This is a genomic window from Isoptericola haloaureus, from assembly GCF_036689775.1.
GTDB lineage: Bacteria > Actinomycetota > Actinomycetes > Actinomycetales > Cellulomonadaceae > Isoptericola > Isoptericola haloaureus.
In genome coordinates this window covers 930,275-951,499 of the sequence record NZ_JBAGLP010000118.1, presented here as the reverse complement: position 1 = coordinate 951,499, position 21,225 = coordinate 930,275, and the positions used below count along the sequence as shown (strand labels likewise).

Annotated in this window: 21 protein-coding genes and 1 pseudogene; 12 read left to right on the top strand and 10 right to left on the bottom strand. The window is 73.0% G+C overall.

Annotated features, from left to right (window positions below; translation table 11 throughout):
- The first annotated feature begins 18 nt into the window (after positions 1 to 18).
- Complete coding sequence (locus V5O49_RS14520; protein ID WP_332902823.1) at positions 19 to 369, top strand: GNAT family N-acetyltransferase; 351 nt, start codon at positions 19 to 21, stop codon at positions 367 to 369.
- Positions 366 to 662 (top strand): GNAT family N-acetyltransferase, encoded by a 297-nt coding sequence (locus V5O49_RS14515; RefSeq protein ID WP_332902822.1) that lies wholly within the window; start codon positions 366 to 368, stop codon positions 660 to 662. Before V5O49_RS14520 ends, V5O49_RS14515 begins: the two co-directional genes overlap by 4 nt.
- A gap of 39 nt (positions 663 to 701) precedes the next feature.
- Here the strand turns inward: V5O49_RS14515 and pgm are convergent, their stop codons facing one another.
- From pgm to V5O49_RS14500, 3 genes are all read right to left on the bottom strand, one after another.
- On the bottom strand, positions 702 to 2,387 hold the full coding sequence (gene pgm / locus V5O49_RS14510) for a phosphoglucomutase (alpha-D-glucose-1,6-bisphosphate-dependent) (RefSeq protein WP_332902821.1): 1,686 nt from the start codon (positions 2,385 to 2,387) through the stop codon (positions 702 to 704).
- A gap of 58 nt (positions 2,388 to 2,445) precedes the next feature.
- Positions 2,446 to 4,047 carry a Na+/H+ antiporter NhaC family protein gene (locus V5O49_RS14505; protein ID WP_332902820.1) on the bottom strand — a complete coding sequence of 534 codons (1,602 nt, stop codon included), beginning with the start codon at positions 4,045 to 4,047 and terminating at the stop codon, positions 2,446 to 2,448.
- 108 nt (positions 4,048 to 4,155) lie between these two features.
- Positions 4,156 to 4,347, bottom strand: coding sequence for a hypothetical protein (locus V5O49_RS14500; RefSeq protein ID WP_332902819.1), 192 nt, complete (start codon positions 4,345 to 4,347; stop codon positions 4,156 to 4,158).
- 133 nt (positions 4,348 to 4,480) lie between these two features.
- Here V5O49_RS14500 and V5O49_RS14495 point away from each other — a divergent pair, with 133 nt between their 5' ends.
- Positions 4,481 to 5,701, top strand: a complete 1,221-nt coding sequence (locus V5O49_RS14495) for an SH3 domain-containing protein (protein ID WP_332902818.1) — start codon at positions 4,481 to 4,483, stop codon at positions 5,699 to 5,701.
- A 31-nt stretch (positions 5,702 to 5,732) separates the two neighbouring features.
- Here the strand turns inward: V5O49_RS14495 and purB are convergent, their stop codons facing one another.
- Positions 5,733 to 7,217, bottom strand: a complete 1,485-nt coding sequence (purB, locus tag V5O49_RS14490) for an adenylosuccinate lyase (RefSeq protein WP_332902817.1) — start codon at positions 7,215 to 7,217, stop codon at positions 5,733 to 5,735.
- Between the two features lie 95 nt (positions 7,218 to 7,312).
- Here purB and V5O49_RS14485 point away from each other — a divergent pair, with 95 nt between their 5' ends.
- Together V5O49_RS14485 and V5O49_RS14480 are read left to right on the top strand one after the other, a co-directional pair.
- On the top strand, positions 7,313 to 7,543 hold the full coding sequence (locus tag V5O49_RS14485) for a hypothetical protein (RefSeq protein ID WP_332902816.1): 231 nt from the start codon (positions 7,313 to 7,315) through the stop codon (positions 7,541 to 7,543).
- Positions 7,540 to 9,102, top strand: a complete 1,563-nt coding sequence (locus V5O49_RS14480) for a hypothetical protein (RefSeq protein ID WP_332902815.1) — start codon at positions 7,540 to 7,542, stop codon at positions 9,100 to 9,102. Before V5O49_RS14485 ends, V5O49_RS14480 begins: the two co-directional genes overlap by 4 nt.
- Positions 9,103 to 9,118: 16 nt before the next feature.
- Here the strand turns inward: V5O49_RS14480 and V5O49_RS14475 are convergent, their stop codons facing one another.
- A complete protein-coding gene (locus V5O49_RS14475; protein ID WP_332902814.1) occupies positions 9,119 to 9,520 on the bottom strand; it encodes a phage holin family protein in 402 nt (133 codons plus the stop codon).
- Between the two features lie 75 nt (positions 9,521 to 9,595).
- Between V5O49_RS14475 and hisC the strand changes: the two genes are divergently transcribed.
- On the top strand, positions 9,596 to 10,675 hold the full coding sequence (gene hisC, locus V5O49_RS14470) for a histidinol-phosphate transaminase (RefSeq protein ID WP_332902813.1): 1,080 nt from the start codon (positions 9,596 to 9,598) through the stop codon (positions 10,673 to 10,675).
- A 4-nt stretch (positions 10,676 to 10,679) separates the two neighbouring features.
- On the opposite strand, the gene V5O49_RS14465 is transcribed toward hisC, so the two are convergent.
- A complete protein-coding gene (locus V5O49_RS14465; RefSeq protein WP_332902812.1) occupies positions 10,680 to 12,419 on the bottom strand; it encodes a pyruvate dehydrogenase in 1,740 nt (579 codons plus the stop codon).
- 112 nt (positions 12,420 to 12,531) lie between these two features.
- Here V5O49_RS14465 and V5O49_RS14460 point away from each other — a divergent pair, with 112 nt between their 5' ends.
- The 3 genes and pseudogenes from V5O49_RS14460 (at position 12,532) to V5O49_RS14450 (ending at position 14,179) form a co-directional block, all read left to right on the top strand.
- Positions 12,532 to 12,873: a hypothetical protein gene (locus V5O49_RS14460; protein WP_332902811.1), complete on the top strand. Its 342-nt coding sequence runs from the start codon at positions 12,532 to 12,534 to the stop codon at positions 12,871 to 12,873.
- A 37-nt stretch (positions 12,874 to 12,910) separates the two neighbouring features.
- Positions 12,911 to 13,300 (top strand): annotated as a pseudogene (locus V5O49_RS14455) (VOC family protein); the annotation flags it as partial.
- Positions 13,283 to 14,179 (top strand): alpha/beta hydrolase, encoded by an 897-nt coding sequence (locus tag V5O49_RS14450; protein ID WP_332902967.1) that lies wholly within the window; start codon positions 13,283 to 13,285, stop codon positions 14,177 to 14,179. The pseudogene V5O49_RS14455 and the gene V5O49_RS14450, both read left to right, overlap by 18 nt.
- A 153-nt stretch (positions 14,180 to 14,332) precedes the next feature.
- Here V5O49_RS14450 and V5O49_RS14445 read toward each other — a convergent pair whose 3' ends face one another.
- Both V5O49_RS14445 and V5O49_RS14440 read right to left on the bottom strand, forming a co-directional pair.
- Positions 14,333 to 15,538: a Fic family protein gene (locus V5O49_RS14445; RefSeq protein ID WP_332902810.1), complete on the bottom strand. Its 1,206-nt coding sequence runs from the start codon at positions 15,536 to 15,538 to the stop codon at positions 14,333 to 14,335.
- A gap of 50 nt (positions 15,539 to 15,588) precedes the next feature.
- On the bottom strand, positions 15,589 to 16,278 hold the full coding sequence (locus tag V5O49_RS14440; protein WP_332902809.1) for an SDR family oxidoreductase: 690 nt from the start codon (positions 16,276 to 16,278) through the stop codon (positions 15,589 to 15,591).
- Positions 16,279 to 16,399: 121 nt separating this feature from the next.
- On the opposite strand from V5O49_RS14440, the gene V5O49_RS14435 reads away from it, so the two are divergent.
- Positions 16,400 to 16,687 (top strand): DUF4440 domain-containing protein, encoded by a 288-nt coding sequence (locus V5O49_RS14435; RefSeq protein ID WP_332902808.1) that lies wholly within the window; start codon positions 16,400 to 16,402, stop codon positions 16,685 to 16,687.
- A gap of 51 nt (positions 16,688 to 16,738) precedes the next feature.
- Here V5O49_RS14435 and soxR read toward each other — a convergent pair whose 3' ends face one another.
- A complete protein-coding gene (gene soxR, locus V5O49_RS14430) occupies positions 16,739 to 17,209 on the bottom strand; it encodes a redox-sensitive transcriptional activator SoxR (protein ID WP_332902807.1) in 471 nt (156 codons plus the stop codon).
- 52 nt (positions 17,210 to 17,261) lie between these two features.
- Here soxR and V5O49_RS14425 point away from each other — a divergent pair, with 52 nt between their 5' ends.
- Both V5O49_RS14425 and V5O49_RS14420 read left to right on the top strand, forming a co-directional pair.
- A complete protein-coding gene (locus V5O49_RS14425) occupies positions 17,262 to 17,993 on the top strand; it encodes a thiamine pyrophosphate-dependent enzyme (RefSeq protein WP_332902806.1) in 732 nt (243 codons plus the stop codon).
- Complete coding sequence (locus V5O49_RS14420) at positions 17,990 to 18,985, top strand: transketolase family protein (RefSeq protein ID WP_332902805.1); 996 nt, start codon at positions 17,990 to 17,992, stop codon at positions 18,983 to 18,985. The genes V5O49_RS14425 and V5O49_RS14420 overlap by 4 nt, the downstream gene beginning before the upstream one ends.
- A 42-nt stretch (positions 18,986 to 19,027) precedes the next feature.
- Here V5O49_RS14420 and V5O49_RS14415 read toward each other — a convergent pair whose 3' ends face one another.
- Complete coding sequence (locus tag V5O49_RS14415; RefSeq protein ID WP_332902804.1) at positions 19,028 to 21,094, bottom strand: BCCT family transporter; 2,067 nt, start codon at positions 21,092 to 21,094, stop codon at positions 19,028 to 19,030.
- Positions 21,095 to 21,225: the final 131 nt, after the last annotated feature.

The window sequence follows — 21,225 nt, the reverse complement described above, 5'->3', positions numbered from 1 at the left end:
AGGAGTAGATTGCCTCGGGTGTCATCCCCAGTCGACGTGGACATCCATCACGACCCCGAGCACGGTCGGTACGAGGCACGGGTCGCCGGTCCCCCGGGTTCGGCCGCGGAGGAGCCGCACGCGATCGGGGTCCTGCGCTACCATCGCGAGGGTGACGTCGTGGTGATCCCCGGGACCGTCGTCGTCCCCGAGCACCGTGGTCAGGGGGTCGCCGACGCGCTCGTGCGCCGTGCGCTCGACGACGTCGCCGCTGCGGGAGCGACGGTGCGACCGGACTGCTGGTTCGTCGAGACGTGGCTGCGGCACCACCCCGACTACCAGCACCTGCGGTGGCCGCAGGACTCGTCCGGCGGGAGCATGGACGCATGACCGACACCCCTGCCGTGACCGTCCGCGACGACCCGGAGCGTGGTGTCTTCCTCGCCGTGCTCGACGACGGCACCGAGGCCGGCGGGGCGTACTACCGCCACGCCGACGGCGTCGTGACCTTCACGCACACCGAGGTGCCCTCCGACTACGAGGGCCAGGGCGTCGGGTCCACGCTCGCCCGTGGTGCCCTGGACGCCGTGCGCGAGCGCGGCGAACGAGTCGTCGCGGAGTGCCCGTTCATCAAGGCCTACGTCGAACGCCACCCCGAGTACCAGGACCTGCTCGCCGGGTAGTCCCGGCTGCGGGCCGGAGCCGGCCCGCAGCGGTCGCGGTCAGGCCAGCGCGTCGGAGACGACCTGCTTCGCCTCGGCCTGCACCTCGGCCAGGTGGTCGGCGGACACGAACGACTCGGCGTAGATCTTGTAGACGTCCTCCGTGCCCGAGGGGCGGGCCGCGAACCAGGCGTCCGACGTCGTGACCTTCAGCCCGCCGATCGCCGCCCCGTTGCCGGGGGCCTCTGTGAGCTTGGCGGTGATGTCCTGGCCGGCGAGGCTGGTCGAGGCGACCTGGTCGGGGGAGAGCGCGCCGAGCCGGGCCTTCTCCTCGCGGGACGCGGGGGCGTCGACCCGGGCGTACCAGGACTCGCCGTACCGTGCGACGAGGTCGGCGTGGTGCTGCGACGGCGTCCTGCCGGTCGTGGCGATGATCTCCGAGGCCAGCAGCGCCAGCAGGATGCCGTCCTTGTCCGTCGACCAGACGCGGCCGTCGCGGCGCAGGAACGACGCGCCGGCCGACTCCTCGCCGCCGAAACCGACCGCGCCCGTCAGCAGTCCGGGCACGAACCACTTGAACCCGACGGGCACCTCGACGAGGCGGCGGTCCAGGCCGGCCGCCACCCGGTCGATCAGCGCGCTGGACACCAGGGTCTTGCCGATGGCGGCCGTCGACGGCCAGTCCGGCCGCGCCCCGCCGTACAGGTACTGGATCGCGACCGCGAGGTAGTGGTTCGGGTTCATCAGCCCGGCGTCCGGGGTGACGATGCCGTGGCGGTCCGCGTCCGCGTCGTTGCCCGTCGCGACGTCGTACGGCGCGCTGCCGCCGTCGTCCGGGCGCATGGCCTGCACGAGCGAGGCCATCGCGTGCGGGGACGAGCAGTCCATGCGGATCTTGCCGTCCCAGTCCAGGGTCATGAACGCCCAGCGCGGGTCGACCTGCGGGTTCACGACCGTCAGGTCCAGGCCGTACCGTTCGCCGATCTCGCCCCAGTAGTCCACCGAGGCTCCGCCCAGCGGGTCGGCGCCGATGCGGACGCCGGACTCACGGATGGCGTCCAGGTCGAGCACGTTGGCGAGGTCGTCGACGTAGGTCGACAGGTAGTCGTGCCGGTGCGTCGTCGAGGCGGCCACCGCGACGTCGAGGGACACCCGGTGGACCCGGGAGAGGCCGCCGGCCCGCAGCAGGTCGTTGGCGCGGTCGGCGATCCAGCGGGTCGCCTCGGAGTCCGCGGGACCGCCGTGCGGCGGGTTGTACTTGAAGCCGCCGTCGCGCGGCGGGTTGTGCGACGGCGTCACGACGATGCCGTCCGCCTGCCCCGGACCCGAGGTCCGCACCCCTCCCTCGGCGGCCGCACCGTTGTGGATGAGGATCGACTGCGACACCGCCGGGGTCGGGGTGTACGCGTCGCGCGCGTCGATCATCACCGTGACGCCGGCCCCCGCGAGCACCTCCATGGCGGTCTGCCACGCCGGCAGGGACAGCGCGTGCGTGTCCCGGCCGAGGAACAGGGGCCCGTCGATGCCCTCGAGCGCGCGGTACTCGACGATCGCCTGCGTGATCGTGGCGATGTGGGCCTCGTTGAAGGCGCCGTCCAGGGAGGACCCCCGGTGCCCGGACGTGCCGAACGCGACCTGCTGGGCCGGGTCCTCGACGTCGGGCCTGATGTCGTAGTACGCGCCGACCACCTGGTCGACGTCGATGAGGTCGTCGGGCTGGGCCACCTGGCCGGCGCGGGGATCCATGCTTCGATCTTGCCAGCAGGGGCGCGGTGTGTCTCCCCTGGACGGCGGGTGAGACGGGTCAGGACTCCTCGACGCGGCCACGGGCCGGTGCGTCCGTCTCGACGGGCCGCCGCACCGCCCGGGTGACGAGCACCAGCGCGAGGAGCACCACGAGCGTCACGAGGAGCCCGAGGGCGGTCCCGGCCCCGAGGGCGATCGCGACGTAGCCGCACAGCGCCGCCACGGCCGCGCCGCCGGCGTACGGCAGCTGGGTCAGCACGTGCGTGATGACGTTCGCCCCGGCGCCGGTGGAGGACAGGATGGTCGTGTCGGAGATCGGCGAGCTGTGGTCGCCGAGGACGGCTCCGGCCAGCACGGCGCCGAGGGCCGGCAGCAGCAGGTCGGGTTCGCCCAGGCTGTTCATGATGCCGCCCACCAGGGGCAGCAGGAGGGCGAACGAGCCCCACGAGGTGCCGGTGGCGAAGGCCATCGCCGCTGCCAGCACGAACACCACCGGTACCAGCCAGGAGGCCGCCAGGTTCGCGTCCTCGACGAGGCCGCCCAGGTAGGCACCGGTGCCGAGCTGGTCGATGAGGCCGGTGAGCATCCAGGCCAGGACGAGGATGCTCACGGCCGGCCACATGGAGCGCAGGCCCTCGACCCAGCCCCGGCCGAAGTGCCGGGCCGCGAACGCCGGGTTCGGGCCCGTGTAGCGCAGGTAGTAGAAGACGGCGGCGGCCAGACCGAGCACGCCGCCGACGAGCAGCGCCGCGCTCGTGTCCGTCGCGGCGAGGATCTCCACGGGGTCCCAGGTGCCGGCCGCCGCGTACCCGGTCCACACGATGCCGGCGAAGACGCCGACGACCAGCAGCACGAACGGGACCACGAGCGCCCGCTTGGCACCGGGGTGGTGGACGGGCAGGTCCTCGGCGAGCCGGCCGGGGATGTCGTCGTCGGGGTCGAACGGCTGGTCCTCGTGGACGGCCCGGTGCTCCTCGCGGCGCATCGGGCCGACGTCGAGCCGCAGCAGGACGGCGAGCCACACGGTCACCGCCGCGGCGATCGCGTAGTAGTTCGCGGCGGCCGCGCCGAGGAACGCCTGCACGCTGGAGGCCGTGATCGCCGAGGCCGCGACGATCGGGGCGAGGATCCCCATGATGTAGGCGCCCCAGCTCGAGAACGGCGCGAGCACCGCGACCGGCGCCGACGTCGAGTCGATGATGTACGCCAGCTTGGCCCGCGAGACGCGGTGGCGGTCCGTGACCGGGCGCGAGGCCTGCCCCACGGCGAGCGCGTTGAAGTAGTCGTCGATGAAGATGACGATGCCCATGATCGCCGGGAGCAGCTGGGCGCCTCGTCGGGTCCGGATGCGTACGACGGCCCAGTCGGCGAAGGCCTTGGTCCCGCCCGACATCATGATCAGGGCCGCGATCACGCCGAGGACCAGCGTGAACACCAGGATGTAGACGTACCAGGTGTTCACCGCGCCGTCGACCCAGAAGATGACGGCGAAGGACTCCCCGACCAGCCGCAGCGTCTCCAGCGGGTTCAGGTCGGCCACCAGCAGGGCGGCCGCCAGGACGCCGGCGCCGAGGCTCAGCAGCACTCTCTTGGTGAGGATCACCAGGGCGATGGCCAGCACCGGTGGGACGAGCGTCAGGATCGGGTAGTTCTCGAGCACGACGTCTCCTCGCGGCCGGATGGCACGACGCTAGGGCCACGGGGCGCATCCGGCATCCCGGCGGGACGAGCACGGCCGATCAGGCAACCCGGCCCGGCCACTGACCGCTCAGCCGGCGTCGAACCGGTCGTGCTCGTCGGTCTCCTCGTAGCCCGCGTCGGCGTCGATCGCCTCACCCTTGAACCGGGGGTCGGTCACCGCCGGGTCGTGGGCCAGCAGCAGCCGTGCGAACGCGTTGGGCGGGATCTGTCGGGCGGGCCGGTCGTGCCGCGGCTCCTGCTCCGGCGCGGGGGTCGTCATCGTCGCCTCCTTTGCCGGTCCCTTCCAGACTAGGCCCGCGAGGTGCCTGGGCGCGCGTGGTTGCGCAGAGCGACTTACCGTGCTCGAGGCGGGCGTCCCGACCCGTCACCGACGAGGCGACGGAGACGGTCGCATGGTCCAGCTCAGCAGTCTCTCGCGCAGGATCGCCGCCCTGCTGCTCGCCGCCGCCGTCGTGATGGTGCCCGCCGCGGCAGACGTCGCGGTGGCACCTCCCGCCGACGCCGCCGCGAGGCCGGTGGCGGCTCCGCTGAAGAACGACACCTACGTGCTGTCCTCGTACTACGGCCCGCGGTGCATGCCGGTGCGTTCGGCCTCGGCGTTCCACCGGGGCCAGGACCTCGGGGCCGCCCGCGGCACCGACGTCCGGGCCGTGGCCGGGGGCACGGTGCGGCGCGCCGGCGCCGTGCGTGGCTTCGGTCAGTGGGTCGTCGTCGACCACACGATCGACGGCGTGCGGTTCTCCTCCCTGTACGCGCACCTGATCGACGGCGACCGGCGCGTGACGGCAGGTCAGCGGGTCAGCAAGGGACAGCACATCGGCGACGTCGGCTCGACGGGCACGTCGACCAGCCCCCACCTGCACCTGGAGATCTGGCGCGGGGGCTACGGCACGGGCCGGACCGTCGACCCGCTGCGGTTCCTCGAGAGACGGGGCATCGACCTGACGACGAGGTCGATCCGCAACTACTCCCGGTCGGTGCCCTCGTCCTGCCGGTACTACACCGCCGCCAAGGTCAACTTCCGCACCGGCCCCGGGACGGGGTACCGGGTGATCCGCGAGCTGCAGTCCAACGTGACCCTCGGCGCGCTGCCCGGTGACGAGTCGGGGGTCTGGCGCAAGGTCACCCGCTCCGGGCGCACCGGGTGGATCCACCGGGACTACGTCTCGCCGGGCTACACGTCGCAGGGGACCCGCTACGTGCTGGCAGGGTCGCTCAACCTGCGCTCGGGGCCCTCGACGTCGCACCGGGTCAAGCGTGCTCTGCCTCGCGACGCGAAGGTCGCCCTGCTGCGCACCGGATACCGCAACGGCGTGTGGCAGCGGGTCCGCCACGGTGGCACCAACGGCTGGGTGTCGGCGCGCTACCTGGCCCTGAACCGCGACGGGGCAAGCATCGTGCCGAAACCGTCGGGACGGACGTACGCCTGGGTCGACACCAGCACGCTCAACCTGCGGTCCGGCCCCTCGGCCTCCGACCGGGTGCGGCTGCGGCTCCGTCGCGAAGAACGCGTGCGCCAGCTCGAGCGGGTCACGGACGGCTGGGTGAAGGTGCGCCACGACGGCAGGACGGGCTACGTGGCAGCGCGCCACCTGACCTCGTCCCGGCCCTGACGACCGGGCCCGTACCGACCCGGCACGCGGCTCAGTCCAGGTAGTCGTCCACGAGCCGCGCCGCGATGCCGGTGTACGACGCCGGGGTGAGCTCGGCCAGCCGCGCCGCGACGTCGTCGGGCAGGCCGAGGCCGCCGACGAACTCGCGCATCCGCGCCTGGTCGACGCGGTTCCCGCGGGTGAGCTCCTTGAGGCGCTCGTACGGGTTCTCCATGCCCTCGACGCCGGCCACGGACGCGGCGCGCATCGCCGACTGGACCGGCTCGCCCAGGACCTCCCAGTTCTCGTCGAGGTCGGCGGCCATGAGGTCCGCGTTGACGGCGAGCGCCTGCAGACCGCGGCGCACGTTGTCGATCGCGAGCAGCGAGTGGCCGAACGCCGGGCCGATGTTGCGCTGCGTCGTGGAGTCCGTCAGGTCGCGCTGCAGGCGGCTCGTCACGAGCGTGGCGCTGAGCGTGTCCAGGAGCGAGCAGGAGATCTCGAGGTTGGCCTCGGCGTTCTCGAACCGGATCGGGTTGACCTTGTGCGGCATCGTCGAGGACCCCGTGGCCCCCGCGACGGGGATCTGGGTGAAGAAGCCCATCGAGATGTACGTCCACACGTCGGTGGCCAGGTTGTGCAGGATCCGGTTGAACCGCGCGACGTCCGCGTAGACCTCGGCCTGCCAGTCGTGGGACTCGATCTGCGTCGTCAGCGGGTTCCAGGTCAGCCCGAGGTGCTCGACGAACCCGCGCGAGACCGCCGGCCAGTCGGCGTCCGGGACGGCGACCGTGTGCGCGCCGAAGGTGCCGGTGGCGCCGTTGAGCTTGCCGAGGAACTCGGCCCCCTCGATGCGGCGCAGCTGGCGACGCAGGCGGTGCGTGAGCACCGCGAGCTCCTTGCCCATCGTGGTCGGGGTGGCCGGCTGGCCGTGGGTGCGGCTCAGCATCGGCACCTCGGCGTGCTCGCGGGCCATGTCGGCGAGCTGGTCGGCCAGCGCGGTGGCGGCCGGGAGCCACACCTCGGTGACGGCGTCGCGCACCATGAGCGCGTAGGACAGGTTGTTGACGTCCTCGGAGGTGCAGGCGAAGTGCACCAGCTCGCTCACGGCGGGCAGGTTCGTCTCCCCGAGGACCTCGGGGGCGTCGGCGATGCGGCGCTTGATGAAGTACTCGACCGCCTTGACGTCGTGCACCGTCTCGCGCTCGATGGCGCCGAGCTCGGCGATCTCCGTGGCGCCGAACGTCGCGGGGATCGCGCGCAGGTAGGTGATCTCGGTGTCGGTCAGCGTCGGGGCGCCGGGCACCACGGGGCCGGGGACGACACCCTGGGCCGACTCGGTGCCGTTGCACAGCGTGATCAGCCACTCGACCTCGACGTGCAGGCGCTCGCGGTTCAGGGCCGCCTCGCTGAGGTGGTCGACCAGCGGGCCGACGGCGGAGCGGTAGCGGCCGTCGAGAGGGCCGAGGGCGATCGGCGGGGTGACGTCGGCCAGGGACACACGGGTGGGCTGCGCAGTGGAGGTCACGCCCGGCATTCTCCCACGGGCGCCCTCCACCCCCAGGGGTGGGTGTCCACAGTGCGGGCGACGGGGCGGACGGCGGGGCGGCCACCGCCCCTAGCGTCCCCGGCATGCCCCTGCACACCTCCGACGTGGCCGACGCCGCGGCCCGGCTCCGTGACGCCCGTCGTCGCCTCGCCGACGCCGTGGCGACCCTGCACGTGGCCCGGGGCCCGGGCTGGGACTCGCCCGCGGCGGACGCGTGCCGGGAGGCCGTGGCCGACCGGCTCGCCGCGCTCGACACCGACCGCGGGACCGTGGACCAGGCCGTGCACCTCGTCGACGGGTGCCTCGGCCCGTGAGCCGCGACCCCCGGGACACGCTGCGCATCGTCGGCGGCGCCGTCGTCACCCGCGTCGACGCCGAGTCCGTGCGCTCCGCGGCGGGCCGGCTGGCCGACGCGGCGGCGTCGTTGCGCGCGGCCGCCGGCGACTGCGTCCGTGCCGGCCAGGCGCTGGAGCGCGCACGGTGGGCGCCGGCGCCGCTCGGGGAGACGGACCCCGGCCGCCCCGCCCGGCTGGCCCGGGCCGGTGCGCTCGTCGACGACGCCGCGGCGGCGCTGGGACGGCGGGCCGACGAGTGCGCGCTGCTCGGTGAGCGGCTGCTGCGCGCCGCCGGGCTGTACGAGCACACCGAGTCGCTGGCCGCGCGGGTCCTCGGTGCGGGCGTCACCGGCGCAGCCGGTCTGCTGGGGCTCGGGATGACCGGGTTCCTGCGGACGCCCGCCGGACGGCCCCTCCTGCTGACCGGGGCGGCGGGTCTGGCCGGGCTGTCCGTCCTCGCGCCCGACCCGGACGCCCCGCGCCCGGCGCCGCGGGCCGTGCCGCAGGGTCCGCCCGCCCCGCCGGCCGGGGACGGCGACGGGCCGGGGGGCTCGGTGCTGCGCACCGTCGCGCCGGTCGTCGACGAGGCGCTGACCGGCCTGGGCGTCGGTGTGGCGCTCGGCGCCCCGGGGCTGTCCGGCGGCGACTTCTCGGTGACCGGGGGAGCGAGCGTGCTGTCGAGGGCCGTCGAGGCCGTGCTCGGGACCCGTGCGGTGCTCGTCGACGCCGTCGACCCGGCCACGTTCACCGGGGGCCCGCCGGACCGGGACGACCGCCCCGCCGGGAGCGTCGCGGAGGCGTTGGCCCGCACGGCGGACCTCTACCCGCACGGCAGCGGGATCCCGGGACGGCCGGCCCCCGGGCCGCCGCCCGGCACGATCGCGGTCGAGCGGGTCACCCACGCCGACGGCAGCACCTCCTGGACGGTGCTGATCCCGGGCACCCAGGCCCTGCTGTCCCCGCGCAACCCGTTCGACGTCGACACCGACCTCGACCTCGTGGCGCGCAGGACCGCCGACGTCGCCGACGGCGTCGTCCGGGCGCTGGCGGCGGCCGGGGCCGGGCAGGGCGAGCCCGTCGTGCTGGTCGGGCACTCGCTCGGCGGGATCGCTGCGGTGTCCCTCGCCGCGTCCCCGGCGTTCCGGCGGCGGCACCCGGTGGGCGGCGTCGTCACCGCCGGCGCCCCGACGGCGACCTTCCGCACGCCGCCGGGGGTGCCGGTGCTGCACCTGGAGAACACCGAGGAGCTCGTCTCGCCGCTGGACGGTCGCTCCAGCACCGAGAACCCCGCCACGGCGGACCGGGTCACCGTCGGGCGCGACCTGGCGGACTCCCGGGACCCGGCCGACCGGGCGGCGTCGGGCGGCGTCGCTGCGGCGCACTCCGTCGGCACCCACCTGCGCACGCTGGCGCACGCGCGGGACGCGGGCAGCGTCCAGGTCGCCTCGGTCGCCGGCCGCCTCGACCGTCTCCTGGACGGCGAGCGCGCCGAGACCCGCTACTACCGTCTCCGGCGCGCCCGCGTCGGGGACGGGTGAGGCACGGCCCCGGGGATCAGCTCTTGTCGCCGGGGACGACCCAGCCGATGACGGTCTGCAGGATCGCCAGGATCAGCGCGATCCACAGGTACCACCAGAAGCCGCCCTCGATCTCCAGCCCCCAGTTGCCGAGCCAGTTCTGGCTGGTCAGCCACTCCGTGAGCCACAGCATCCCGGCGTTGATGATGAGGTAGAACAGCCCGAGCGTGAGGATCAGCAGCGGGATCGACACGATGCTGACGATCGGCTTCACGATCGAGCTCACCAGCGTGAAGATCAGCCCCACGCCGACGATGGCGAGGACGCGCCCGAGGACGTCGTCACCGCCGAAGATCTCGAAGCTGTCGAAGATCAGGTCGCAGATCCACAGGGCCAGCGACGTCACGACGAGACGTGCGATGAAGTTCATGGCGGTCATCGTTCCACGGTCCCGTCCGGGGTGACACCCCTGCCGGGCGTCGTCGGGCCACCGGAGGTGGCATCCTGGACCGCTGTGAGCTCACCGGCATCCGACCAGACCGTCCCCCTGCGCGCCGCCGTCGCGGCCCTGCCCGCCTACGTCCCCGGCGCCCGCCCGTCGGGGCAGGCGTGGAAGCTGTCCTCGAACGAGAACCCGTACCCGCCGCCGTCGGCCGTCGTCGCGGCGATCACGGAGGCCGCCACGGAGGTCAACCGGTACCCGGACATGTTCGCCACCGAGCTGGTCGAGGCGCTCGCGGCGCACGTCGGCGTCGCGCCCGAGCAGGTCGTGGTCGGCAACGGTTCGGTGGCGGTGCTGCAGCACGTGCTGGAGGCCGTCCTCGAGCCGGGCGACGAGGTCGTCTACCCGTGGCGGTCCTTCGAGGCGTACCCGATCATCACCACGATCGCCGGGGGCACCTCGGTCACCGTGCCCGTCGCGGCCGACGGGCGGCTCGACCTGCCCGCCATGGCCGCCGCCGTCGGGCCGCGGACCCGCGCGGTGCTCGTGTGCACGCCCAACAACCCCACCGGCCCCGTGGTGCACGCCGACGAGCTGGAGACGTTCCTGGCCACGGTGCCGCGGGACGTGCTCGTCGTCGTGGACGAGGCCTACCTCGAGTTCATCCGCGACCCCGAGGCCCCGGTCGGCATCGACCTGCTGCGCCGGCACCCGAACGTCGTGCTCGTGCGCACGATGTCCAAGGCGTCCGGGCTGGCCGGTCTGCGCGTCGGGTACGCCGTCGCCGAGCCGCGCCTCGCCACGGCGGTCCGCTCGACGTCGACGCCGTTCGGCGTCAACCACGTCGCCCAGCGGGCGGCGCTCGCCACCCTGCAGCCCGCCGTGCAGGCCGAGCTCGCCGAACGCGTCGAGCACCTCGTCGCCGAACGCACCCGCGTGTGGGACGCGCTGCGCGCGCAGGGCTGGGACGTGCCGGCCACCCACGCGAACTTCGTGTGGCTCGCCACGGGGGAGCGGACGGCGGAGCTCGCAGCCGAGGCAGCGGCGGCCGGCGTGCTCGTGCGCCCGTTCGCCGGCGAGGGCATGCGGGTGAGCATCGGTGAGGTCGAGGCGAACGACGCGTTCCTGGAGCTCGCGGCCGGCTGGCTCTGACGGCTCAGCGGGGCAGGTTGCGCAGGTTCGAGCGCGCCATGGACATGACCTCGCCCATGCCGCCGCCGAAGATCTCCTTCGTCATCGCCGTCGTGAACCCGCGGATCTGACCGGAGGTGATCGACGGCGGGATGGACAGCGCCCGCGGGTCGGTCATGACCTCCACCAGGGCGGGGCCGTCGGAGTCCAGCGCGCTCGAGAAGGCCTTGGCGAGGTCCTTCGGCTTCGTCACGCGCTGCGAGGGGATGCCGACGGCGGTGCCGATCGCGCTGTAGTCCACCTCGGGCGAGTCGGTGCCGTGCGAGGGCAGCCCCTCGACGAGCATCTCCAGCTTCACCATGCCGAGGGTGGAGTTGTTGAAGACGACGACCGTCACCGGCAGGTCGTAGGCCCGGACCGTGATCAGCTCGCCCAGCAGCATCGACAGCCCGCCGTCGCCGGCCAGCGCCACCACCTGGCGGTCGGGCTGGGACATCGACACCCCGATGGCGTGCGGCAGGGCGTTCGCCATCGACCCGTGGATGAACGACCCGATCACGCGGCGTCGGCCGTTCGGCGTGAGGTACCGGGCGGCCCAGACGTTGTTCATACCGGTGTCGACGGTGAACACGGCGTCCTCGGCGGCGGCCTCGTCGAGCTGCACGGCGGCGTACTCCGGGTGGATCGGCGTGTGCTTCTCCACCTTGCGGGTGTACGCGCCGACCACCTTGGTCATGACCTTGGCGTGCCGGTCGACCATCGCCTCGAGGAACTTCCGGTCGCTCTTGCGCTCGATCCGGGGGTTGAGCAGCCGCAGCGTCTCGCCGACGTCGCCGTGCACCGGCAGGTCCAGGCGCGTGCGCCGGCCCAGGTGCGAGGCGTCGATGTCGATCTGCGCGGTGGGGACGTCGTCGGGCAGGAACGAGTCGTACGGGAAGTCGGTGCCGACGAGGATCAGCAGGTCGGCGTCGTGGACCGCCTCGTGGCAGGAGCCGTAGCCGAGCAGGCCGGACATCCCGACGTCGTGCGGGTTGTCGTACTGGATGATCTCCTTGCCGCGCAGCGAGTGCCCCACCGGGGCCGCGGCGAGGTCGGCGAGCTCGAGGACCTCTGCGCGGGCGTCGCGCGCACCGGCGCCGACGAACAGCGTCACCTTGCGGGCGGCGTTGATCGCCTCGGCGAGCGCCGCGACGTCGGTGTCGTGCGGGACCACGCGCGCGGGGCAAGCCCCGGGGATGAGGATGGGTGCGTCGTCGTCGGGGACCTCCTCGTCGGCGACGTCGCCCGGCAGGGTGAGGACCGCGACGCCTGGCTCGGCCAGGGCGTGCTGGATCGCCGAGCGCGTGACCCGGGGGAGCTGGGCGGCCGTCGAGATCATCTCGGAGAACACCGACGCCTCGGTGAACAGCCGGTCCGGGTGGGTCTCCTGGAAGAACTTGGTGCCGATCTGCGCGCTGGGGATGTGCGAGGCGATGGCCAGGACCGGCACCCCGGACCGGTTGGCGTCGTACAGCCCGTTGATCAGGTGCAGGTTGCCGGGGCCGCAGGAGCCGGCGCACACGGCGAGCTTCCCGGTGACCTCGGCCTCGGCCGCCGCGGCGAAGGCGGCGGCCTCCTCGTGGCGCACGTGCACCCAGTCGATGCCGTCGGTGCGGCGGACGGCGTCCACGACGGGGTTCAGGGAGTCTCCGACGATGCCGTAGACGCGTTCCACGCCGGCGGCGACGAGCTGGTCGACGAGGTGTTCGGCGACGGTGCGAGCCATGCGGGGCCTCCTGCGGTGGCGGGACGGGTCTCTGGCGATGCTGCCGCAGGCGTCGGCGATGTGCGCGGGGAAGGGGCGTGGCACCGGTCACCGCGCGTGGTGGGATGGCCGGATGAGCGAGGAGGACGACACGGAGCAGGTCTTGCTGGCCGACGACCACGGCGTGCGGTGGCCCGTGTGGGCGGACGGCGAGCCGACTGTCGAGCTCCGGCACGTGCTCACCGAGGAGCTGTGCCTCCGGCTCCGGCGCTGGGCGGCGGAGTTCAACGCGTCCTACGACGAGCTGCTCGGTTGGCCTCGTCGCGAGGAGATGGAACGCCATCGTGCGGAGGGCATCGAGCTGTACCGCGCGCTCCGTGCCGAGCTGGTGGGCGTCCGAGTTCGCTTCGAGTACTGGGAGGTCGACGTCGACGGCGTGGCGGACGAGGACGACCAGCTCTCGCTCGGCGGCTGACGGGCTGGGTGCATCACCGGCATGGTGGGATGGCCGGATGCCGGGAATCCACCACCTCGAGCTCTGGGTCGACGACATCGAGGCCGTCGCGGTCGACTGGGGCTGGCTGCTGCCCCGGCTCGGCTTCCGTCTGACGCAGGAGTGGCCGCAGGGGTGCACCTGGTCCGACGGCGGGGCGTACCTGACGCTGACCACCTCGCCGAACCTCTCTGCGGACCGCCACGACCGCCGTCGTCCCGGGATGAACCACGTGGCGTTCGACGGCGGCACCCCGGCCGCTGTGGACGCGCTGATGGCTGCCGCACCCGAGCACGGCTGGGCGCCGCTGTACGCCGAGCGGTACCCGCACGCGGGCGGGCCCGACCACTACGCCGGCTGGCTGGAGAACGCCGCCGGGTTCAAGGTCGAGGTGGTCGCCGACAGCGCCGCCCGCGCCGACGAGGCCCGCGAGGCCGCAGCGGCCGCGTACCGTCCCCTGTCGCTCGACGACGGCCCGGTGCAGTACGTCCACGGCCCGGACTCGTCACCCTGCCCGGACGTCCCCGTGGGCAGCACCGAGTCGTTCGACCTGCTCAGCGACGTCTTCCCCGGCACGACACGGCGGGTGTGGGTCCACGTGCCGGCCGGTGTCGACCCCGCCGAGCCGGTCGGTGTCGCCGTCTTCCACGACGGCTGGTGGTACCTCGACCCCGACGGCGAGATCCGCGGCGGCGTGGTGCTCGACAACCTCGTCCACCGCGGCGAGATCCCGCCCACGATCGGGGTGTTCGTCGATCCCGGGGTCTTCCCCGACGTCGAGGATCCCGAGGCGCGCACGAACCGCAACGCCGAGTACGACGCCGCGGACGACCGGCTGGCCCGGCTGCTGCTGGACGAGGTGGTCCCGGAGGTCCGACGGCGGCACGTGCTCAGCGACGACCCGAGCCGGTGGGCGGTGGTCGGCGGGAGCAGCGGCGGCAACGCCGCCTTCACCGTCGCCTGGCACCGCCCGCAGCGGTTCGGCCGGGTGATCGGGTTCCTGTCGAGCTTCGCGCAGATGCCCGGCGGCAACCCGTACTCCGAGCTGATCGCCCGCACGCCCCGCAAGCAGCTGCGCGTCCTGCTGCAGGCCGGCCATCGTGACCTCGGCTGGAACGAGCCCGAACACAACTGGTTCGCGGAGAACCTGCGCACCGCCGCGGCGCTCGCGGAGGCCGGCTACGACGCCCGGCTGGTGCTGGGCGACGGCGGGCACGACCCCAACCATGCCGGAGTGCTGCTCCCGGACGCGCTGCGCTGGCTGTGGCGGGACGTGGAGGTGCGATGAGCGCCTCGACGTCGAACGGCGTGATCCCCCGGGGAGCGCGCCCGCACCTGGCCGTCCTCGCCCGCCGTCGGGGAAACGAACATCCGCAGGAGTTCTGCACCAGCGTGAGCAGGGCTGGTGGAATCGCGTCGAACCGGCATCGCCCCGTGGGAGTCAGCGTCTGAGCAGGCTCTGGGAGTACTGGTCGAGGACGATGAGGATGCCCTGGTGCTCCCAGACACGGTTGCGGCGCAAACCGGTCCGCTCGGTGAGAACCCCGGCCTCGGTGAGCTGGGTCAGCGCGTTCTGGGCTGTCTGACCTGCCATGCCCAGGTGCTCGGTGAGGAAGCGTGCGTTGATGACCGGGTGGGAGACGAGGTGCGGGAGCACCCGCCAGGCGACTGCTTGCCGCCGGAGGCCCCGGAGCTGTTCGCGAGCGGCGTCGACCTGAGCAGCCAGGTCGTCGACGAGTCCGGATCCGGAGGAAGCGGCGAACCGGGCAGCGTCGGCGAACCGCTCCACGATGGGACGGGCGTCGCCGTCGCGGTAGGCGGTCAAGGCCGCGAAGTACTCCTCTGTCTGCTTGAGCAGTCCCGCGGAGACGGGGGCGGTGGTCGCGGTGACGATCCGTTGGGCCCGCAGGATCGAGTGGACGACCGCGCGTCCGGTCCGACCGTTCCCGTCCACGAAGGGGTGGATGTTCTCGAACTGTGCGTGCGCAACGGCTGCCTGGAGCAACACCGGCAGGTCGTCCCTTCGCATGAAGTCGACCAGATCGTCCATCGCGGGCGGAACCAGTGGGGCCTGGGGGGCGACGTGCGTGGCCCCTCGTGGGCTGATCGCGCTCGTTCCGATCCAGACGAGCTGGTCGCGCCACCGGCCGGCACGGTCTGCCCAACCGGGTTGCCCCGACATCAGGGCATGGTGCATCGCCAGGATCGCCTCGGCGTCCAGCCGGTCGGCGAGTGCCAGGGCCGCTTCCATCGCGCGGACGTTCGCCACCACCAGGCGGGCGTTCTGGGACCGGGACTGCTCGATCTCGGCAAGTGCGAGCTGACGCGGCCCCACGGTGAGGTCCTCGATCTGGGAGGACGACGCCGACTCGGTGCGCAGAAGGATGGAGCTCATCGGCCCTAGCGTCGGACTCGTCGTGCCGAGCATCTTCGCTGCGTACTCGTCGAAGCGGCTCAGCGCCGCGGAAGCCTCCTCGACGTTCGCGGCCAGGTCGGTGGGGGTCTTGGGCATCCATCGAGCGATCGCCGGTGGGACTGTGGAGCGGTACGGACCTGAGGCTGCGGCCCGAGCCGACCGACTCGCCATCCCCTCCGCGTCGGCGACCCAGTACTCGTCGACGTCTCCGAACGCGGGAACCGTGATCATGACCTCATCTTAATCAAGGTTTCCGCGAAAGTTTGACCAACGGGCCAGGCCTACTCCAGGTTCTCCAAGTGTCGCAGCGCCGCCGGGATCGTCTCGTCACCGGTCGTGAAGCGTACGAACTGCCCGATCGTGGTGTCGATGCGCAGCGAGGCGGCCGCGACCTGGGCGACGTCGGCGCGCGGCACCTGCGAGGGCTCGCCGCGCTCGACCCGCTCGTCGGCGCCCAGGACCCGGATCCGCCCGGTGGGCGGGTCGTCGGTCAGGCTGCCCGGTCCCAGGATCGTCCAGTCCAGGTCGGTGGTGCGCAGGTGGTCGTCGGCGGCGAGCTTGGCGTCCGCGTACGGGTAGAAGCTCGCGTCGGACGGGACGCCGTGGTCCGGCACGGAACCGACCCACGACACCATCACGTAGCGGCGCACGCCCGCGGCGGCGGCGGCGTCCATGGAGCGGATCGCGGCGTCCCGGTCGACGGCGTAGGTGCGGTCGGGGTTGCCGCCGCCCGCGCCGGCGGACCAGATCACGGCGTCGGCGCCGTCGAACGCCTGGGCCATCTCCTCGGTGCTCGCGTGCTCGACGTCGAGGAGCAGCGGCTCGCCGCCGATGTCGGCGACCCGGTCGATCTGCTCCTCCCGGCGCACGACACCGACGACGTCGACCGCGGGGCCGGACCCGCCGTCGGACAGGAGGGGGACCAGCTGGCGGGCGACCTTGCCGAGCGCGCCGATGACGACGACCTTCATGACGGACCTCCGTGGTGTCGGGGGAAGACCTTCCCACCGTCGCGCACCCTGCGGCGGAGCGCCAGCGATGCCGTCACGTCGCGACGGTGTGACAGCGGCCCGTCCCGGCTACGGTCGGGGGATGGACGCGACCGCGGACGAGCTCATGGTGAGCGAGAGACGGCTCGCGCGGGGCGCCGGCGGCGACTACGCCGAGGTGCTGCACCCGGACGCCGTGGTCGTCGTGCCGGGCGCTGTGCTCGACAAGGCGGCTTGCGTCGCGGCGATGGACTTCTCGCCGGGCTGGGACGACGTGGATCTCGGCGACGTGCGGCTCGTGCGGACCGCCGACACCGCGACGGTGGTCTACCGGTTCACGGGGCGCCGGGCGGGGACACGTACGCGGCGACACTGGCCAGCACGTACGTGAGCACCGACGACGGCTGGCGACTGCTCGTCCACCAGCAGACACCCGACTGACTCACCGACCTTCGCCCACGACGTCGGAGGGCGAGTCGCCCTCGAGGTAGCGCGGCCCGGGGCCCAGGACCGCGGCCCGGTCGTCGGGGTTCTGCAGCGCGCACCGGTCCAGGGACAGGCAGCCGCAGCCGACGCAGGAGTCGAGGTCGTCGCGCAGCTGTTCGAGGACGGCGATCCGTTCGTCGAGCACGCTGCGCCAGGACTGCGACAGCCGCCGCCAGTCCGCGGCGGTGGGGGTGCGCCCGTCGGGCAGCGTCGCCAGGGCGTCCCCGATCTGCTCGAGCGTCAGGCCCAGCCGCGACGCGGTGCGGATGAAGGCCACGCGGCGGAGCGTCGTGCGCTCGTAGCGGCGTTGGTTCCCGCCCGTGCGGTGGGCCGCGATCAGGCCTCGTTCCTCGTAGAAGCGCAGGGCCGACGGCGCGACGCCGCTGCGGCGCGCGACGTCCCCGATCGTCAGGTAGCGCTCGACCATCACGGGACCCTCCCCTTGACCTGAAGTCAACTTGAACTCCGAGTATCGTCCCATGACGGCGCCCCTGATCCCACCTGCCCACCGGCTGGACGCCGGCAGGGTCCGTGACCTCGTGGCCCGGGTGACCGGCGACGAGAAGCACGACCCCAGCGCCCACTCCACGCTCGACGTCGTGCGGGTCCTGTACGACCGGGTCCTGCGGGTCGACCCCGCGGTCCCCGAGCACCCCGACCGCGACCGGTTCGTGCTGTCCAAGGGCCACGGGCCCGCCTCCACCTACGCCGTGCTGGCCGCCCGCGGCTTCTTCCCCGAGCCCTGGCTGGACGACGTCGCCTCGTGGGACTCGGCGCTCGGGCACCACCCGGACCGCACCCTCGTGCCCGGCGTCGAGATCGGCAGCGGCTCGCTGGGCCACGGGCTCCCGCTCGCCGTCGGCATGGCTCTCGGCCTGCGAGGACGCTCCCCGGCGCGCGTCGTGGTGCTCGTCGGGGACGCCGAGCTGGACGAGGGCAGCAACGCCGAGGCGATCCAGGTCGCGGGGCGGTTCGCGCTGGGCAACCTCACCTGCGTCGTCGTCGACAACCGCAGCGACGGGCACGGCTGGCCGGGCGGCCTCGCGGCACGGTTCGCCGTCGAGGGGTGGACGACGACGGACGTCGACACCCGCTCGGACGACTGGCTCGCGGCCGTGTTGCGCCGGACCGAGCCCCACCGGCCCACCGCCGTCGTCGTCGACACGACCCGCGCCGCCGCGGCGGCTCCGGGACGGACGGTGCCGGCATGAGCGCCCCCGGCACGAGCGCCGGCCCGGACCTCGACATGCGCACCCGTTTCTACGCCGAGCTCGACCCGCTGCTGGACGCCCACCCGGACCTGGACGTCGTCCTCGCCGTCATCGGCGCCGCCCGGCTCGCCCGGGTGGCGGACCGTCACCCCGGCCGCGTGGTCGACGTCGGCATCCGCGAGCAGGCCATGATCGGCGTCGCCGGCGGGCTGGCGCTGACCGGACGGCGCCCGGTCGTGCACACGTACGCCCCGTTCCTGGTCGAACGTCCCTACGAACAGCTCAAGATCTCGCTCGGTCACCAGGACGTCGGCGCGATCCTCGTCAGCATCGGCGCGTCCTTCGACGCGAGCGCCGCGGGACGCACCCACCAGGCCCCGGCCGACGTCGCCCTCGTCGCGGCGCTGCCCGGGTGGACCGTGCACGTCCCCGGGCACCCGGACGAGGTCGCCGCCCTCCTGCACGCCGAGGCCGGCCGGTCGGGACGCGCCTACGTCCGGCTGTCCGGGCAGCGCAACGAGCGGCCACGGCCCACCGACGGACGGGTCCACCTGGTGCGCGACGTCGCCGACGGACCCGGCGCCGGGGCCGGCGCCGCACCGCTCGTGCTCGCCGTCGGGCCGATGCTCGACACGGTGCTCGCCGCCACCGCCGACCTGCCGGTGCGGGTCGCGTACACCGCGACGCCGCACCCCCTGGACGCGGTCGGGCTGCGGCGGCTGGCCGGGTCGACGCCGGCGCTCGCCGTCGTCGAGCCGTACCTGGAGGGTACGAGCGCGGCCGCCGTGGCGGCGGCGCTCGCCGACCGGCCGGCGCGCGTCGTCCACGTCGGGGTGCCCCGGGACGTCGAGCTGCGGCGGTACGGCTCGCCGGACGACCACGCCGCGGCGCACGGCCTGGACGTGGCGGGCGTGCGCCGTCGGGTCGAGACGTTGGTCGCTCGTCGCGTCGGCAGTCCGTCGTCAGGTCGGAAGTCCGAACTGCCGACCTGACGACGGACTGCCGACGAGATCGGCGGTCGCCGAGCCGGTACGTCAGGACGTCGAGCGCGGTTCCGGCTCCTCCGACCGGTCCGCCGGGTCCCCGTCGTCCCCGGTGCCGTCCTCGTCGGTGTCCAGCGGGATCGGGTTCCCCTCCTCGTCGAGCTGGCCGCCCTGGTTGAGGAACTCCTGGGAGGACTCGAACTCCGGGGTGTCGAACACCTCGCCGGCCAGCGGGTCCTCGACCTGCTCGACCTCGACGGGGTCGCCCGTCTCCGGGTCGAGCACGACGTCGCTCGGGTGCAGAGTCCGGTAGGTGATGATCTGCGGCTCCGGTTCCGCCTCGGGCTCCGGTTCCGGTGCGGCCGCCGTCCGTCCGTTCGTGCGCGTCGTCGACAGCCCGTCGAGCGTCATCGAGACGTCGCCCAGCTGCGGACGGCGGCGCAGCGCGGAGGCCAGCGGTGGCGGCTCGGGCTCGGCCTCCTCGGACTGCGGCAGGACCTGGATGTAGCTCGGCATCGTGGCCACCTCGTGGCGGAACGCCTTGATCAGGGAGATGCACGCCAGGACGAGGATGATCGAGAACGGTGCGGCGGTCGAGATCGACAACGTCTGCAACGCCGTCAGGGCGACGTTGCCGCCGACCACGAGCAGCACCGCGGCGGCCACGCCCTCGAGCACGGCCCAGTAGACGCGGGTCGTGGCGGAGGTCTGGGTGCTGCCACCGGAGGCGAGCATGTCGATGACCAGCGAGCCGGAGTCGGAGGACGTGACGAAGAACAGCACGACCACGACCATCGCGACCACGGACAGCAGGACGGGCAGACCGCCGGGGAACGACTCGAAGAGCTGGAACAGCGCCGTCGTGCTGTTGACCACCATGTCGCCCGTCTCGGGGTCCTCGACCAGCATCGTGCCCTGCTCGCGCTGCTGCAGGATCCCCGAGTCGCCGAAGATCGTGAACCACAGCAGGGAGGCCATGGTCGGCGCGAGGAGCACGCCGACGACGAACTCGCGGATGGTGCGCCCGCGGGAGATGCGGGCGATGAACATGCCGACGAAGGGCGCCCAGCTGGTCCACCAGCCCCAGTAGGCGATGGTCCAGGCGGCCTCCCAGCCGTCGCTGGAGAACGGGCCGGCGTGGAACATCGTCTCGGGCAGCAGCGAGAGGTAGACGCCGGCGTTCTCGGGGATCGACTTCAGCAGGAAGATCGTCGGGCCGAGCAGGAAGACCACCAGGGCCAGCAGCGCGGCCACGGACATGTTGAAGTTCGACAGCCACTTCAGACCCTTGTGGACGCCGGAGACCACGGACCAGACGGCGACGGCCGTGATGCCCGTGATCAGGCCGATGATCAGCGGGTCGGACGTCTCGGCCCAGCCGAGGAACTCCAGGCCGCCGAGGATCTGGCTGATGCCGAACCCGAACGAGGTCGCGACGCCGAACAGGGTGCCCACGATGGCGACGGTGTCCACGGTGTGGCCCATCCAGCCCTCGACGCGCTTGCGGCCGATGAGCGGCTCGAGCAGCCAGCGCACGGCCAGCGGTCGTCCGCGCCGGAAGGACATGTACGCCAGGCCGAGGCCGACGACGGCGTAGATGGCCCAGGGGTGGAAGCCCCACTGCAGCATCATCAGGCCGACCGACTCGCGCGCGGCGGCGTCCGACTCCGGGGCGTTGCCGAAGGCCTCGGGCGGGGCCACGTAGTGCCACAGCGGCTCGGCGACGCCGAAGAAGACGAGCCCGATGCCCATGCCGGCGCTGAAGAGCATGAGGAACCAGGAGACGACCCCGAACTCGGGGCCCTCGCCGTCCCGGCCGAGCCGGATGAGCCCGATCTTGGAGAACGCGCAATAGAGCGCGAACACCAGGAAGATGTTGACGGCGATGACGTACCACCAGCCGACACCGTCGGTGATCCAGGTGTTGAGCTGCGTCGTGGCCTCCTCGAGCGCGTCGCCGGCCACGTTGGCGAAGACGATCGTGGCGACGATCAGCCCGATGATGATGATGGAGGCCGGGATGAAGACCGGCCGCAGGATCGCCGAGCGACGGCCCTCGGAGCCCGGGTCGTGCTCCGACGAGGTGGCGGAGTCCTGTGTCGGCGGTGTGGAGGTCACGGTACGTCTCTCTTCGTGTCGCGAGGCGTCGGTCACATGCTCTCCACGGTAGATGATCCACGGAAGGTCGCGGGAAAGTGGTCCGCGACCATGCCGTTCGCCGCGCACTCCCTCGCGGCCTGTTGGAGGAA